20 protein-coding genes are annotated in these 14,866 nt (G+C 35.0%); 8 read left to right on the top strand and 12 right to left on the bottom strand.

Annotated features, from left to right (window positions below):
• The first annotated feature begins 22 nt into the window (after positions 1 to 22).
• From IJL02_RS11425 to IJL02_RS11410, 4 genes are all read left to right on the top strand, one after another.
• Positions 23 to 913 carry a DUF11 domain-containing protein gene (locus IJL02_RS11425; RefSeq protein ID WP_292816534.1) on the top strand — a complete coding sequence of 297 codons (891 nt, stop codon included), beginning with the start codon at positions 23 to 25 and terminating at the stop codon, positions 911 to 913.
• Between the two features lie 220 nt (positions 914 to 1,133).
• Positions 1,134 to 1,394 carry a hypothetical protein gene (locus IJL02_RS11420; protein ID WP_292816532.1) on the top strand — a complete coding sequence of 87 codons (261 nt, stop codon included), beginning with the start codon at positions 1,134 to 1,136 and terminating at the stop codon, positions 1,392 to 1,394.
• A gap of 4 nt (positions 1,395 to 1,398) precedes the next feature.
• Positions 1,399 to 1,815, top strand: a complete 417-nt coding sequence (locus IJL02_RS11415; protein ID WP_292816530.1) for a hypothetical protein — start codon at positions 1,399 to 1,401, stop codon at positions 1,813 to 1,815.
• Positions 1,816 to 2,013: 198 nt separating this feature from the next.
• The gene (locus IJL02_RS11410) at positions 2,014 to 2,715 is read left to right on the top strand and encodes a type II CAAX prenyl endopeptidase Rce1 family protein (protein ID WP_292816528.1); all 702 of its coding nucleotides are present in this window, start codon (positions 2,014 to 2,016) and stop codon (positions 2,713 to 2,715) included.
• Between the two features lie 61 nt (positions 2,716 to 2,776).
• Here IJL02_RS11410 and IJL02_RS11405 read toward each other — a convergent pair whose 3' ends face one another.
• Positions 2,777 to 3,208 (bottom strand): hypothetical protein, encoded by a 432-nt coding sequence (locus IJL02_RS11405; RefSeq protein WP_292816526.1) that lies wholly within the window; start codon positions 3,206 to 3,208, stop codon positions 2,777 to 2,779.
• A gap of 215 nt (positions 3,209 to 3,423) precedes the next feature.
• On the opposite strand from IJL02_RS11405, the gene IJL02_RS11400 reads away from it, so the two are divergent.
• From IJL02_RS11400 to IJL02_RS11390, 3 genes are all read left to right on the top strand, one after another.
• Positions 3,424 to 3,717: a hypothetical protein gene (locus IJL02_RS11400; RefSeq protein ID WP_292816524.1), complete on the top strand. Its 294-nt coding sequence runs from the start codon at positions 3,424 to 3,426 to the stop codon at positions 3,715 to 3,717.
• 9 nt (positions 3,718 to 3,726) lie between these two features.
• On the top strand, positions 3,727 to 4,143 hold the full coding sequence (locus IJL02_RS11395; RefSeq protein WP_292816522.1) for a HEPN domain-containing protein: 417 nt from the start codon (positions 3,727 to 3,729) through the stop codon (positions 4,141 to 4,143).
• Between the two features lie 282 nt (positions 4,144 to 4,425).
• A complete protein-coding gene (locus IJL02_RS11390; RefSeq protein WP_292816520.1) occupies positions 4,426 to 4,647 on the top strand; it encodes a hypothetical protein in 222 nt (73 codons plus the stop codon).
• A 226-nt stretch (positions 4,648 to 4,873) separates the two neighbouring features.
• Here the strand turns inward: IJL02_RS11390 and IJL02_RS11385 are convergent, their stop codons facing one another.
• Positions 4,874 to 5,155, bottom strand: coding sequence for a hypothetical protein (locus tag IJL02_RS11385; protein ID WP_292816518.1), 282 nt, complete (start codon positions 5,153 to 5,155; stop codon positions 4,874 to 4,876).
• Positions 5,152 to 6,606 carry a sodium-dependent transporter gene (locus IJL02_RS11380; protein ID WP_292816516.1) on the bottom strand — a complete coding sequence of 485 codons (1,455 nt, stop codon included), beginning with the start codon at positions 6,604 to 6,606 and terminating at the stop codon, positions 5,152 to 5,154. Before IJL02_RS11380 ends, IJL02_RS11385 begins: the two co-directional genes overlap by 4 nt.
• Positions 6,607 to 6,646: 40 nt before the next feature.
• On the opposite strand from IJL02_RS11380, the gene IJL02_RS11375 reads away from it, so the two are divergent.
• On the top strand, positions 6,647 to 7,024 hold the full coding sequence (locus IJL02_RS11375; RefSeq protein ID WP_292816514.1) for a DUF4258 domain-containing protein: 378 nt from the start codon (positions 6,647 to 6,649) through the stop codon (positions 7,022 to 7,024).
• 24 nt (positions 7,025 to 7,048) lie between these two features.
• Here IJL02_RS11375 and IJL02_RS11370 read toward each other — a convergent pair whose 3' ends face one another.
• The 9 genes from IJL02_RS11370 to IJL02_RS11330 form a co-directional block, all read right to left on the bottom strand.
• A complete protein-coding gene (locus IJL02_RS11370) occupies positions 7,049 to 8,197 on the bottom strand; it encodes an Ig-like domain-containing protein (RefSeq protein ID WP_292816512.1) in 1,149 nt (382 codons plus the stop codon).
• A gap of 407 nt (positions 8,198 to 8,604) precedes the next feature.
• Positions 8,605 to 10,419: a putative glycoside hydrolase gene (locus tag IJL02_RS11365; protein WP_292816509.1), complete on the bottom strand. Its 1,815-nt coding sequence runs from the start codon at positions 10,417 to 10,419 to the stop codon at positions 8,605 to 8,607.
• Entirely contained in the window at positions 10,412 to 11,464 is a 1,053-nt protein-coding gene (locus IJL02_RS11360) for a CapA family protein (protein WP_292816507.1), read from the bottom strand. The genes IJL02_RS11365 and IJL02_RS11360 overlap by 8 nt, the downstream gene beginning before the upstream one ends.
• Positions 11,465 to 11,468: 4 nt before the next feature.
• Positions 11,469 to 12,914: a signal recognition particle-docking protein FtsY gene (gene ftsY, locus IJL02_RS11355; protein ID WP_292816504.1), complete on the bottom strand. Its 1,446-nt coding sequence runs from the start codon at positions 12,912 to 12,914 to the stop codon at positions 11,469 to 11,471.
• 144 nt (positions 12,915 to 13,058) lie between these two features.
• Positions 13,059 to 13,493 carry a prefoldin subunit alpha gene (gene pfdA, locus IJL02_RS11350; RefSeq protein WP_292816501.1) on the bottom strand — a complete coding sequence of 145 codons (435 nt, stop codon included), beginning with the start codon at positions 13,491 to 13,493 and terminating at the stop codon, positions 13,059 to 13,061.
• A gap of 16 nt (positions 13,494 to 13,509) precedes the next feature.
• Positions 13,510 to 13,734: a 50S ribosomal protein L18Ae gene (gene rpl18a, locus IJL02_RS11345; RefSeq protein WP_292816499.1), complete on the bottom strand. Its 225-nt coding sequence runs from the start codon at positions 13,732 to 13,734 to the stop codon at positions 13,510 to 13,512.
• 24 nt (positions 13,735 to 13,758) lie between these two features.
• Positions 13,759 to 14,433, bottom strand: a complete 675-nt coding sequence (locus IJL02_RS11340; protein WP_292816497.1) for a translation initiation factor IF-6 — start codon at positions 14,431 to 14,433, stop codon at positions 13,759 to 13,761.
• A gap of 44 nt (positions 14,434 to 14,477) precedes the next feature.
• A complete protein-coding gene (locus IJL02_RS11335; protein WP_292816495.1) occupies positions 14,478 to 14,723 on the bottom strand; it encodes a 50S ribosomal protein L31e in 246 nt (81 codons plus the stop codon).
• 11 nt (positions 14,724 to 14,734) lie between these two features.
• Positions 14,735 to 14,866 (bottom strand): 50S ribosomal protein L39e (locus tag IJL02_RS11330; RefSeq protein WP_292816608.1); only part of this gene is annotated, 132 nt, incomplete at its 5' end.

Below are 14,866 nucleotides of genomic sequence, written 5' to 3'. Positions count from 1 at the left end.
CATACTAACACTAACGGCGATTATGATAATCCTACTTTCACTGGGAACAGCGACAGCCAGTGAAAACGCAACAGATTTAACATCTGCAGACATGGAAAGCGCAGTTAGTGGAGACGTCTTAACCGAAAGGACATACACTTCATCAAACGTTGATTTAGCCGTTAATGTAAACGTGACCCCTGCATATGTAGATGGAAAATACAACCCGGTCGGCTCTGAAGTCCCATGGACAATAACACTCGCCGCAAACGGAGAAACAGCAAAAAATGTCAAAGTACTTGACATATTTTCAAACAACCTCCAATACATATCACACAACAACACAATGGGCGAATACAATCCGCAAACAAGAACATGGACAATCGGCGATTTGGCACCTTCTGAAACCGCATCACTGACAGTCATAACCAAACTAAAATCCGCAGGAACATACGTAAACAAAGTATATGCCACATCCGATTCCAAAGAAAAAAACATGCTCAACAACTTCGTTATCACATCAATGAAAACCGGATCACCCAAAGTAACATCAAGCGTAACCGAAACAAGCGATGACAGAGACGGATCACAGCACACAGTCCATCAGGCAAGTATGGGCGGAGCAATATTCATAATATGGAACGACAAAAAAGAAGAAGCAGAAGAAGGCGGAGGCGAAGACCCAAATCCAAACCCTGACCCAAATCCAGACCCAGACCCGGACCCAAACAAAAACCCAACAGGTTCCACACAACAAAACTCAGTATCAAAAACAGTCACACTAGAAAACATACTAACATTGGGAAACAACCAAACAGCCGAAAACTTCAACGCAATAGCTGCTTATGACTACTCACAAATCCCAATACTAATTTTCACAATATTTTTAATCATATTAACAGCAATTGTTGGATATGACAAAGTCAAATCCTAACTTGATGATGAAATCAACACCAGATAAAATTGTTTTAACACTGTAAAATTGCTTTGAAAGTGCAAAATTTACCTTAATTTATAATTTAAAAGTAATTAATGAGTAAAATATATATCAAATTAAGATAAACATATTAAATGTAGAAAAAATAATTTTTCTATAAAATAAAATTCAAGAGGTGAGAAAAATATCAACAAAACTAGACAAATTCAAATCGGAAATGGAACCGGCGAAAGAAACATATACTAAAGAAATTAAAGATTTTGCGAAAAATTATGGCTTTTTAGGTGAAATGACCTTAGAAGAAATGCCAGACATTGATACACAAGATTATATTTTCTGCTTTGAAAAATTAAATGGGACAAGTGAAGCGGTTCTTGACAAAACCCTTACAGAACTCTACAACCACATGGATAAATTTTCAAAAGAAAATGGTATCGAAAAGTTTTCAAACAACACAATCATTTCATATAAAAGGTGATTTAATGAACATAACAAAATATCCTCAATTTCAACTATACCTTCTAACATTACATATGTTGATGTTGAAAAATCAGTTAATTCCAAAAAATTGCGATGAATGGTGTGTTAATGCCAGTATAATCAATAGAGCATATTACAGTGCATTTCTCTACTGCGAATTATGGCTGGAATATGTCAAAAACTTTAAAATCAAACATCCTTGGGAGTTTGATGAAAATGAAGAGCGAATTGGCGAACACAAACAAGTTAGAGAGGCATTGAAAAATTTTGGAGAGAAAAATATGAAAACTGAACTGTATAACTTGTTTAAACTCAGACAAAAAGCCGATTACAATCCTTTCATTGACATAACACCTCAAGAAGTAGCCGATTCCATAAATCACATGGAAAAAATATATAAACACCTCAAATTCAACTAAAACTATTTTTTTTAATCTCCTAAAATTTTACATACAGCCTACAAAATTTATATGCTCCCATAATTCACACACCAGTATCAAATGCAAACATATTCAAAGACCCCCGTAAAATTAAAAAAAAACATCACATGCTAAAATCAACATCAAATTTCCACAAAAATTAAAAATGATGACCTTAAAACATTTAGTAGTGATAAGATGAACTTTTTAGAATTTGACAGCACAAGATATTTTCCGTATTATAATCACAATCCCCGAATTTCTAAAACCGGTTGGATTGTATTGTTATTAAGCGTACCTATTTCATACATCGTTTATATGGTATCTACATTAATAACAAATTCAGAGATAATTAGCGGACTGTTATTTTGTTTGATAATGCTTGTTCCATTGCTTTATTACTCCAACTGGGACTATTCACTGTTCATTTACAAACCTACAAAAAATGAGATAATCCTTGCAGTGGTGATGTTTATAGGATATATGATTTATTCCCTTTCAGTCGGAACTGTTTTGGACACATTTGGACTTTCAGGAGTAGAAACAACTGCAGAAGCTATGGGAATTACAATAGAAAGTACAATCGGATTGGTCTTTTCCATGATGGGTGAAGAATTACTCAAATTCATACCGTTAATGTTTCTCATGCGTTTTATCTACAAATTTAGTGATAACCGCAAATTAGCGATAATTGTATCTGCAATCATTGTTATGATAGGATTTGGTCTGCTTCACTACGCTCCGCCATACTCCACTTTAGCTTCAGTAATTCTGTTGCAAGGTTTTGGAACAATATTTGAAATGTACGGATATCTTAAAACTAAAAATATACTTGTTCCATACATATCACATCTGCTGACTGATGCAGTAGTATTTACTGTATTTTTGATGGGATTTTAACATTATATACATGAATTCTCCAGCATCCTGCCGGAGAGACTCAATGCATCATTTTAAAAAATCATGCAATAAATTGACCAATCAGATCTTCATTTTCACAGGAAATGACTGCCAATTTACCGTCTTTAGGATAGCTGAAGACATAATAGCCATCATCTTCCATAATATAACCGTCTACACCACTAATTGTTTTGGCTTTACCGCCAATAGCCTTTACAACATCATCAGTTACCTCATATCCATCATATTCACTTACAAGAAGGCCAACTTCAGTTTTGTTGTTTGTAAACGCCTTTCCGTTTTCAACATATGAAACTGATCCTTTAGAGACATGATGATTAATGAGTTCCTGGCTTGTATTTTCTACAAAACCCGAAGGAATATTGAAATCAACACCACTGATTGTTATCTGGCTTTCGCTTGCCGCAACGCATCCGACTGCAAAAATAGCAAGAACGAACAGCAAAAGTGAAAATAATATTTTTTGATTCATGGCTAAAGATTTGTAAAAACTTAAATAAAAGTTGTTATGATTTGAAAAAATTGCTTTAAAATGAAAGAAAAAATATTTAAAATTCAAAGCAAAATATTAAACTAGGCGTGTAAAATTACATATTAAAGTAAATATTGATTTAAAAACCTTAAATTAATATGAAAGATAAGAAAAACTATTTGTTTAATGAATGACATAATATTTCTGGTGATAAAATGAGCGAACAAAGATTTTTGAAATTTAAACGCGAAATGGCACCAGCAGAAAAGATCTACACAGAAGAGATTGAAAAATTTGGAAAAAATTTTGATTCTTTAGGTGCGATGAACATGAAAGAAGTACCTGATATAGACACGCTAGACTATGTGTACTCATTTGAAAAATTGAATGGTGCAAAAGAAGAAGAGCTTGATGAAATACTGGAGAAACTTTATGAACATATGGAAAATTTTTCAAATGCCAACGGAATCCGTGAATTTTACATTAATTCTGTAATCATATTCAAATAGAGGGATAATATGAATATAACTAAATATCCTCAGTTTCAGCTATATTTGTTGACATTGAAATTAGCTCAACTGAAACAACAAATAATCCCTAAAAACTGTGACGAGCGATGTATTAATTCAACAATAATTAATAGAGCATATTATAGTGCGTATTTAATGTGTCAGTTGTGGCTTGAAGAAACACATAACTTCAAACCTAAATCACCTTGGGATTTTGAAGATGGAGAAGAACAAATCAGCTCACACAAACAAATCAGAAATGCATTGATTAATTTTGGTGAAAGAAAAATTAAAACTGAATTGCATAATCTATTTGATTTAAGATCAAAAGCTGACTATAATCCTTTTGTAGATATAACACCACAAGAAGTCACTGATGCCATCAAATATATGGAAAATATTATCCATAATCTGGAATTTAACTAAAACTATTTTTTTTAAATCTTATAAAAATTGCTCCAGAAATGTTAAATTGTATACAATTGGAATAATTTAATCAAAAAATATTTAGGCATCCAAAAATAAGTAAATCTTTAAATAACATCTTAAAAATACTAATTATTATAACACTTCCGTGTTATACTAAAAAAATTTTTTAGTTTAAGTTAATCTAAGGGGTTTCCCTTAGATTCTCTTATCTGAAACATCATCATTTACATCAAATCACTCACAAATTAATTAATACAACTATTGATTGGAGGAAATAATATGGCGGATAACATGAAAGTTGCACTTTTAATCTCTGTGATTTTTTCAGGTTTGGGTCTTGCATATCTTGGTGATGTCAAAAAAGGGCTTACCTACTTTGGAATTACAATAGTGTTGAACGTTTTGGGAATGTGGGTCTCTTCAATATTCAGTTTCATCTCCATTCTGGTATGGCTTTATGCACTGTATCTCACCTACATTGAAGCCCAGCTTGTTAACTGAACCAAAAAATTACTGAATTATATTTTTTTATTTGATGATATATACTTGGCAGAACTATTTTTTAAAAAATAACCTAAAAGTCAATATATTAATAATAACAATAAATAATTTCACTAGTTTTAAAAATAAAATTAATTTAATTAATCGTAAAATCAATAATATAACAGAAGCAATTCCTGCAAAAAATTAAAAAAAATAATTAAGGGGATTTGCCCCCTACTCATTTTCAACCCTGATTTTTGTTGATGTTGATTACCATCAGGGCAGTTTGCCTGTACCAGCTCTTAAGAGACTCATCACGGGGAGTCATCTTATCAGCCTCATCCAGCCATTGAAGCAGTTCGGAATAGTGTATTTGAGACGGAGGCATACCGTCATAGATTATAATCGCATACTTATGGTTTGCGTCTTCCCTATCACGCCATGCCAAGAGAATGTCTGCCGCTTTTCCTCCATCGTTAACATCGATTGCCTGTTTGAATTCCTCTGCAAACCCCATATAAATCATTCCTCTACAGGTTTGAGTTTAGTGAAAATAACACCAAACACGAATACCGCAACGATAATAATCACATCAATGATTATTTCGAATGTCTTTGCAGTTGAGAACAACTGTATAATACCTATTGCCCACATTATGATTAAAACTATTGGCAGCAAGTATTTTATTACAAATGACCATGTTTTACCGACTTTGAAAGTAGAGTGCTCATTTAAAGCCGGAAGGAAATGTTCCACACCATAGAACCATGCAAATACAATACACTGTACACCAATCAGGAGCAATATTCCGAATTCGTTTACAAACGCATCGATGATACCTACAAGGTAGCTGCTGATTCCTGTTGTAAGAAGAATTGAAAATGCACATCCTATTACGGCTAAAACTGTAGCTGTTTTTTTACGGGACCATCCCAATTTTGCAGATGCTGAGTTTAGCATCGGTTCGAAAAATCCGAGAGCTGAAGTGACCCCTGCAAAGAGAATTGCCAAGAATAACAGCGGAGCCAATATACGGCCAATCGGTCCCATGATATTGAAAATCATTGGGAACACAATAAATACAAGTCCAGTACCTTCAGTTACAAGCTGAACCATCGGAGTTCCGGCCGTAACTGACATGTAACCTAAAATTGAAAATACTCCGAATGCAGTACAGATTTCAAATGCTGAGTTGGAAGCGACTACAATAAGGACATTGTCAATGAGCTTTGAATTTTCAGGCAGATAGCTTGCGTATGTAAGTGCAATTGCCTGACCCATACTTAATGAGAAGATAATCTGAGCAAATGCCGCAAGCCAGATATTTACATCAAGAAGCTTGCTCCAGTCCGGAGTCAGCAGAGTATTGATTCCAAGAGATGCACCCGGAAGTGTCAATGCATAAACGATGATAATACCCATTATTACAAACAATGCAGGAATTAAAATCTTTGAAACCTTACCGATTCCCTTATCAACATCCCTGTTTGCAATAAACCATAAAACAACCCATAAAATCAGTACGCCAACGGTTGTTGGAATAAGTAAAAAGCTGGCATTTGACAGGTTGGAACTTCCGCCGACACTGTGTACGAAGTATTCAGCCGTATTTGTTCCCCAGTTAAACGTGAAACTGCTTAACAGGTAAACCAGATCCCAACTCAAAATTACCATATAATAAATTACAACAATAAACACGAATAAAACCAGAATCCAAGCAATAAACTCAAACTGTGGCTTGATATCTTTCATAATCTTCGAAAAGGATTCCTTGAAGCTGAAACCCACACCATATTCTAATATTAAAAAAGGAATTCCCATAATAGCTATTGCTACAAAATAAGGGATAAAAAATGATCCTCCACCATTAGAATACAGTACATAACTGAAACGCCAGATGTTACCTAACCCAACAGCAGCCCCAATCATAGCAAAAATAAATGCAAGTGACGAATCCCATTGTGTTTGTTGACTCATGAAAATATTTTTATTGTAAGATTATAATAAATTTTACTTGATGAATGTTTTTGACAAATTTATAATGGGAGATACCGCAAGCATTAACTGGTGCTTTGAAAACAGACATTTCATTGAAAGGCTTGATGAAAACGGCATTTCAAGAGAATATGTCGTTGACTGTCTGATGAATGAGGAACCTGTCAGCTGGGAGCACGTTGAGCGGGAAAAATATGCCGTGGTATTTAAGGCACCACCATCTAAAGATTACAGAGAAATCAGAGTGCTGATGGCCTGTAAAGGAAACGATATAGATTTGATAACAGTAATGCGAAATAACGAAACAACAACCAACCGCCAGAAAAAACAGTATCAGTCAGATAAAAAGAAAAATATAGAAAAAAAGAGGCTTAAAGCCTTGTCAAAAAGAAAATGGTAAAGGTTTAAAAAAAATAAACCTTCATTAATGGTGAGCGTCCCATCCACCATAGAGGAACTGCTCTACAATCTTGTATGTCGTATCGCCGACAGAATATTTGATGTTATTTTTTGTCATGAATTTGGCCGGTTCGCTCAGTCCTTTGAATTTGGACGGTGAGAAATTGTCATCCCATGCCCTTTTGAGGTATTTGATTTTGGTAATGTCGTTTCTGTATTGACTCATCTTTTCAGAAACCCACTGATCAGTATACCAGGAAGGAGCAAGTACAGCCTTGTTCTTTTTCAATACTCCACCGTAATACTTATAGGTCATTTCTTTGATTGTAGCGGCACACAGTCCATTGTAAAACGGCATGTAAACAGCATTTTTCACTTTCTTGTAATTTTTGCTGTGCTGTCCTGGACCGATTCCATAAACGGTAACTTTCCAGCCGGCTTTACGAAGTTTGCTTGCAATGTCGTTTAGAAAAGCCTTGGTAAATCCGCCGTCTGCATCAATGTAAACATGTCTGTATTTTGTCTTGTACGGATTATTTTTCAGATTCACAGTTATTTTAGCCTTTCCTGAAGAAGCTTTGATGTTGTGTTCTCCGGCATAATAATATTTAACAGTGTAGGTTCCTTTAGACAGATAGACTGTTATTGAAGCCTGACCGTTTGCGTTTGTCCTTGCATTATATGTCTTTTTGTTTAAGACAAATTTGACCTTACGCCCTGAGATTGGCATGCCGTCTGCATTTAAAGTGACCTTGAAAGTTTTCTTAATTCCGGCATAAGCCTTTAAGTCAGTTCCCTTAACGGTAGAAACAGGTTTTGAAAGCACCAATATCTTTTTATAACCGTGAGTTTTCTTGTAACCGCTTTCATTTAAAAAGACCTTAAGGTCATAAGTGCCCTTGGACAGGTTTAACAGGAACTTTGCTGAACCGTTTTCATCAGTGTATGTGTCTGTTATTTTGTTGTTAACCAGGAAATAGACACTTTTGTTGGCGAGTGTTGAACCGTTATTATCATCCTTAAGTGTAATTTCAAAGGTATCGCCGACAATATAATTTGATTCGGGAACCCTGCAGAATGAGGCGTTTCGAACTACCTCCTTTTCAGGTGTTTGAGATGAATTCGAAGCAGTGCCTGCATCACCATCAGCCGCAGCGACACAACCTACTATCATAAAAAATATCACAGCAACTGAAAGGAGTGCAACTGTATTTTTAAACGAAATAATTTCACCTCCAGAATTTCTAAAAAAATACATGTATACATGACTATATTTTAAACACTATTTAAATCTTTTTAAAAGCTAAAACCATCTAAAATCAATTAAATTAGCTAAAATATATATAAATGTATCAAAAAATGAATTAAAAACATAAACTAAAAAGAATTGGGCTTTAATAAATTCAAATCAGTTGAATTGGAATTAAGAATAATGACTTATTAACAAATTAAAAATATAAATATCCAGAAAAGCTATAAAAAAAATAAGAAATTTAAAAGATATGACAAGCCATATCAATTAAATTAAACATTCATCGGTTAATTTTACCATCATTTAATGCGTTATTCATACATCAAAGCCTAAAGAGCTGCAAAGTCAATCAGGTTAAATAATGAATATCTAAATACTATTACACCACTGGCTCCGCCGGCAATTGCATTATCAGCATCTTTTTTCATTGATGAAACCGGCAGTTTTTTGACATTGCTGTCGGAATAGTAACCCTGAAGACCGCTCCATACCTGAGCACCGTTGGACATTTTAATGAAGGCTTCTGTTGTGGTTTTAATCCATGAAGAACTTGCTCCATAGTTTCCTTTATAAATCATAGGAACAATAACATCCAGATATTTGCTCATGGTAGGAATATCCTGACCGTAATAGTACTTCATTGAATTAGGTTCAGGCATTACGGCAGCAGAAACAATGATTGATGAGCTTTGCTTGTGAAGAGCATCACAGGCCTGTTTTGTAAAGTAATTAATGGCTTCAACAGCATTTTTGTACTTATATGCAGTTCCAGGGAATCTCAAATAATCAAAGTGAATTCCGGCAACACCATTAATTTTAGCATAATCCTTTGCATCGTTAATGATTGAATTGTATAGGGAATATTTTAATGATCCGTCCTTGTTAACCGCTGCAATCCAGTTTCCGTCATTGAATACCTGCATCCAGATGTGCACATTGATGCCCAGTGATTTGGCTTGGGTTGCGAAATTGGAAACGGCAGATTTTCCATATAATGTTACCGCATATGAATTTAAAAATATCTGATTAACACCGTAATCGGCCATTGTTTTAAGATTTACCTTTTTCATGTCACTTCCAAACAGCCAGAAACCGTTGTTTAAAACAGTATCGGATTTTACTTTAACAGTATAAGAGTTTGAAGATTTCTTATAAACTGCAGTATTGTATGAATCAACTGTAAGAGTATATGAACCCTTATTCAGTTTGATGTCGATTTGAGCCATTCCGTTTTTGTCTGTCTTTTTGGTATAAGTCTTTTTATTGATTTTAAATACAAGAGTTTTGTAAGCCAGAGGATTTCCACGGACATCCTTATATTTTACAATGAAAGGATCGCTTGTCTGGTGCTTATAAGTGATTGAATTCATTCTTACAATGCTTGTCGGCATTCCTTTTTTAACAGTGATTTTTGCAGAACCGCTGCTTGCTTTAAGCATTTTAGTTGCGCTAAAGGAATATTTGACAGGATATGTATTTGGTTTGGCCAAATTGATTTTTAAACTAGCCTTACCGTTAGCATTAGTAGTTGCAGTATAAGTCTTGCCGACAATTGTAATTTTTACCTTCTGGTCAGGCAGCACTACTCCAGCGGCAGACAGGGTGACGGTGAACGGATTGTCCGCACCAACATAAGCCACATAATTTGAACCTTTAAGAGTGGTTTTTGATGTGTCAATTATTGTAACCTTTTTGGAAACGCTTACAGGAGCGTAACCATCTTCATCAAATAAAAAGCTGATTACATGATTTCCTCTTGCAAACAGCTTATAGGATACTTCCCCTTTAGCATTTGTAGTAAAGTTTGAAACCTTATTGCTAAAAGTGAGTTGAATTGACTTGTTGGCAATGCCTGCACCGTTTTCATCCAAAAGCTGGAAGGTAAATCTGTCATTCTTATTGAATAAAGATCCTGAAGTTGTCTTATAAGTTGTAGGGATAACCTCAGAAGAATTTGAACCTAACGCATTTTCATCACTACTTTTCAAAACAGCACTATTATCATCCGCAGCACTCACATCCAAATCTGCAGATGCCGTCTGGGTTGTCTGATTGATATCACTTGCACTGACACAGCTTAAGCATAAAAGCACGCTTAAAATCGCACAAATGACAAATATTTTTTTAAAGTTAATATTAATCACCTTCGGTTAAATTAAATTTCAGTTTTCCTATACCGTCATTAATTTCCATTTCACTGCATTTCGGAGATAGTGAATTTAAAAGTGCATTTCCACTATCCGCATCGACATAATGAGGTACGTAATTGGTTAAATGAACCGGATAAACAGTGCAGACCCCAGTGTCATTAACCAAGTCTATCTGAACAAAATACGAATCGAGAGTATTTTCTCTTTGCAAATCAAATATAAAATCACCTAAACTGTAAAAGATTGGTTTACCGTTATACATCTCAATTCCCTGAACAACGTGAGGATGAGAACCGATTACAACATCAGCGCCCGCATCAATGAGTTCATGGGAAATTTTTGTTTGGTCACTGTTAGGTGAAAGAGAATATTCATTTCCATAATGCATGAATACAATAACGACATTTCCTGCCTTTTTAGCTTCGGAAATTTGTTTTTGTGCAACATCACTGCCATATGCTGAATATCCAGGTGATGAGCCGTTAGCATAAGGTATCTGGTCATAACTGTATTCTGCAAAATTATTTGAATCCATATAATTGAATATGGATATATTTCTGCCGTTGATTACCTGACTGACAGGTTTGTGAGCTTCATCTTCATTTTCACCAGCTCCAAAGTGAGTTATATTTGCCTTTTCAAGGTTTGAAATGGTATCTCTCATTCCATCAATACCATAATCGCATACATGGTTGTTTGCAAGAGCCGCAACAGTATTGTTATTGGCACGAGCAAGATCAACAAATTTCGGATCACATTTTAAAGGAATATCACTTTTAACAGCATTATTCGAGCTGGTTGCCGCATTTTCAAAGTTAATTAAAAGCAAATCCACATTTGAAGTAACATTGCTGACATTAGCAAAAGGAGACTCGCCGCTGCTTAATACACCTGCCATATTACGGGCAAACATAACATCACCGGTGACAGCTATTGAAACATCACCCGGCTGTTCGCCCATACCTCCAAATAAAGCAAACCATGCTATCAGCATTACCACAATTGCTATGAACGGCAATAAACATAATCTCGGATTCATAAACTTATTCCTCAGCTTCTACTGCTTCGTCTTCAGAAAACAACTGATTAAGCATCCAGTCGGCGTCATATTCCATAATATCATCATAGCCCTGACCCATACCTAAAAACATGATAGGCTTTTGGATTACATAACCAATTGAAAGAGATGCTCCACCTTTACTGTCTGCATCTGCTTTAGTGAGGATAACTCCGTCAATGTCAATGGCTTCATTGAACTTTTTAGCCTGTTCTGTTGCGTCGTTACCTGTTAAAGCATCACCTACAAATATGACCAAATCAGGTTTGGAGACTCTTTTAATCTTTTTCATTTCATCCATAAGGTTGGTGTTGGTCTGCATTCTTCCTGCAGTGTCGATTAAAACCAGTTCTTTTCCCTGAGCTTTTGCATGCTCTACAGCATCAAATGCAACGGCTGCAGGATCTGAGCCTTTCTTGTGCTTAATGATTTTAACACCAACGTTATCAGCATGATAAGTAACCTGTTCGATAGCACCTGCCCTGAATGTATCAGATGCTGCAATTACAGGAGTGTAACCTTTTTTGAGATAATAGTTGGCCAATTTTCCGATTGTTGTGGTTTTACCTGTACCGTTGATACCTACAAACATTACAACCAGAGGTTCGCCTTGCTGCTTTTTGGCTTCAATCATTTCGGTCATTGATTTACCTGGAATGTCAATGATTTCAGCTACAGCATTTTTCAAAGCAAGATAAGTGTATTCTGTAATGTCATTGCTTCTTTTGATTTTTTTACCTACAAGGTCATCTTTTACACTGTCTACAACTTCTGAAGCAACTTCCATAGCTACATCACCCTGCAGAAGTTCCATTTCAAGTTCGAATAGGATATCTTCCACATGTTTTTCAGAAATTGTCTTTTCTCGAACAAATGAGAATAAACCTCCTTTGGCTTCACCGTCAGCAGAAACATCTTCATTATCTTTCTTATTTCTGCTCCAGAAGTGAGATTTCTTCTCCTCTTCGGTATCATCTTCAAGAGATTCATCCTCTTGAGAATCTTCATCATCACTTTTATCCTTATTTCTGCTCCAGAAGTGAGATTTCTTCTCCTCTTCGACCGGTTCTTCGGTTTCTTCTAACTCTTCACTGTCAGATTCCTCATCATCTGATTTATCACTAGACCTGAATCTGGAAAGGAACCCTGATTTTTCTTCATTATCATCTTCGGATTCATCCTCTTCTATAGGCTGTTCATCCTCAACAGATTCCACTTCATCTTGAGGAGCCTCATCGATTTCAGGTTCTGGAAGCAAATTAGATTCATCTTCTTTCTCTTCTTCCTCTTTATCTTTACGGCCAAATGAGAAAAATGAAAATCTGGTACCTTTTTCCTCTTGAAGGTTATCTTCTGCTTCAGCTTCTTCAATAAGCTCTTCTTCTAATTTTTCACTGGTACGTGAAAACTTCTTTTTTAATGATTCAAACAAAATTAACCCAACCTTTTAGTTTAGTTAAAAATTTATATTGTTAATATTTACCTTTTTTATACTATTTAAAGGCATTTAAAAATAGGTTAAGAATTACGAAAAAAAATAGAAAAAATAGAAAAATTGAAAAAATTGTAAAAGTATTTATCTCATTTGGGTCATGTTGCCTTGAGCTGCAGCGGCAATCTGCTCAGCTTGAGCCTGAAGATTTGCAACAATGTCAGTGCACTGTTGTAAGTTAGCCAACATTTTATCCAAACTATCTTTTAAATCTTCTTTTTGGCCTGTGAGTATTTCACGGGCGCCGTCTGCATCTTTTTTAACAGCAAGACCTGAACCGATACTTACAATAATTTCATCAGTACTTTTAAGCTCTCCTTTAATAAAAGAACCTGCACCTACAGGTACGAATGCTTCAACGGATTCTTTGCCTTCAATATCTTCTAAAGTATTGAATAGAGCATCCACTTCAGCAATGGAGGTTTGAATTAAGTCAATTTGCTGTTGAATTAATTCAGCCTGTTGCCTGTATGCGTTCATTTCATTAAGAAGATTGTTTAATCTTTGCTGATCTTCCATAGTAACACCAACAAATCTATAAAATCTCTTTTACAATAGGGTCTTGAACATCTTCAGGAGCAATTTCTTCAATAGATTCGATAGAAATTTGATTCCTGTTGATAGCATGTTTACTTCCAAAGCGTTCGTAGATTTTTTCTTCAATGTCAGCTTCGCAAGTAGCTTTGTATTCTTTTACAAATTTATGATATTCATCGCCCATTACAAAAGTACCTTTAACTCTGTAAATTTTTGTTATCATATAAAATCCCTCATGATATATTAATTAAAAATTATCATCTAAAAAGCCTAATGCTTCTTCAACTCTAGCCATTTCAGGACCAGTACTATCTTTAGCCACTATTGCACCATGTGAATTTGCAATGGAACAAGCTCCAACTAAAGAAATACCTTTACCGACAGTACCAATATCTCCTTCTACACCAAATACTTTACGAGCTAAGTTAATTTCACTGGAAATTGCATTTTTTGTAATTAAAAATCCGTTGTTGGTAACTTTAATTAAAGAACCTACAATGTCGCTTCCGCTGATTGAGCGGGATTCAACATCAACGTCCAAAGTCTCTTCAATTACATTGCATGCTTCTTCAGACAAGAAAGGACTTACGATAGCGCCATTATCATTGGCTGCGACAACATTTCCAACAGCAGTATACTGTGAAGGAATTGCAGCGACTTTCAAGCCCAATTCTTCAAATTGCTTAACTTCTCTATCTAAAATGTGTGGGGAAACAACGATACCATTTGAATTAGCAACAGCTAAAGATCCTATAAGATTACTGCCGGAAATAGAAGATTTAACAATATCAACTTCCAATGTTTCCTTAATTATTTCAGCTTTTTCATCCAAAAGATTATAAGGAACAATAGCTACATCATCAGTTGCAAGAATAAATACTCCTATATTCGGATTTCCTACAATATCAACTCTTTTCAACATATTGTTACCTCACATTAATCAAATATATGGCGAAGGCACTGTAGCTATTCTACTAAAGTAGCTTTTACAACACCATCATCATCTTTAACTGCTTTTACAGTAATTTTAGAAGGTATTTTTTGAATACCTCTTTCCCAAATTGCATGATTGATAGACTCATCAAGTTTAACTTCTTCAGCTTTCATGTGTTTAGTTAAGAAGTTTTGTACTTCTCTAATAGCTCTAGGAGCTCTGATAGTCCTTTTGACATTTTTTACATTTCTAAGTGGAATTGTGTAAACTCTTTCCATATTAACCCCTCTTATAATTTAAGACTGTTTCTTCTCCAATGTCTAGGTTTTGGTCTGTATCTAAGTTTACGGTTAGTTTTAGCATAAGCCCAGATTGGAATTCTCCTATTTTGTTTGTTTGCTTTTGCCATTCTTAATTTTTT

The sequence above is a fragment of the Methanobrevibacter sp. genome, assembly GCF_017427765.1.
Classification (GTDB): domain Archaea; phylum Methanobacteriota; class Methanobacteria; order Methanobacteriales; family Methanobacteriaceae; genus Methanocatella.
The sequence above is the reverse complement of the archived record's forward strand: the minus strand, read 5'-3'. Positions and strand labels throughout refer to the sequence as shown.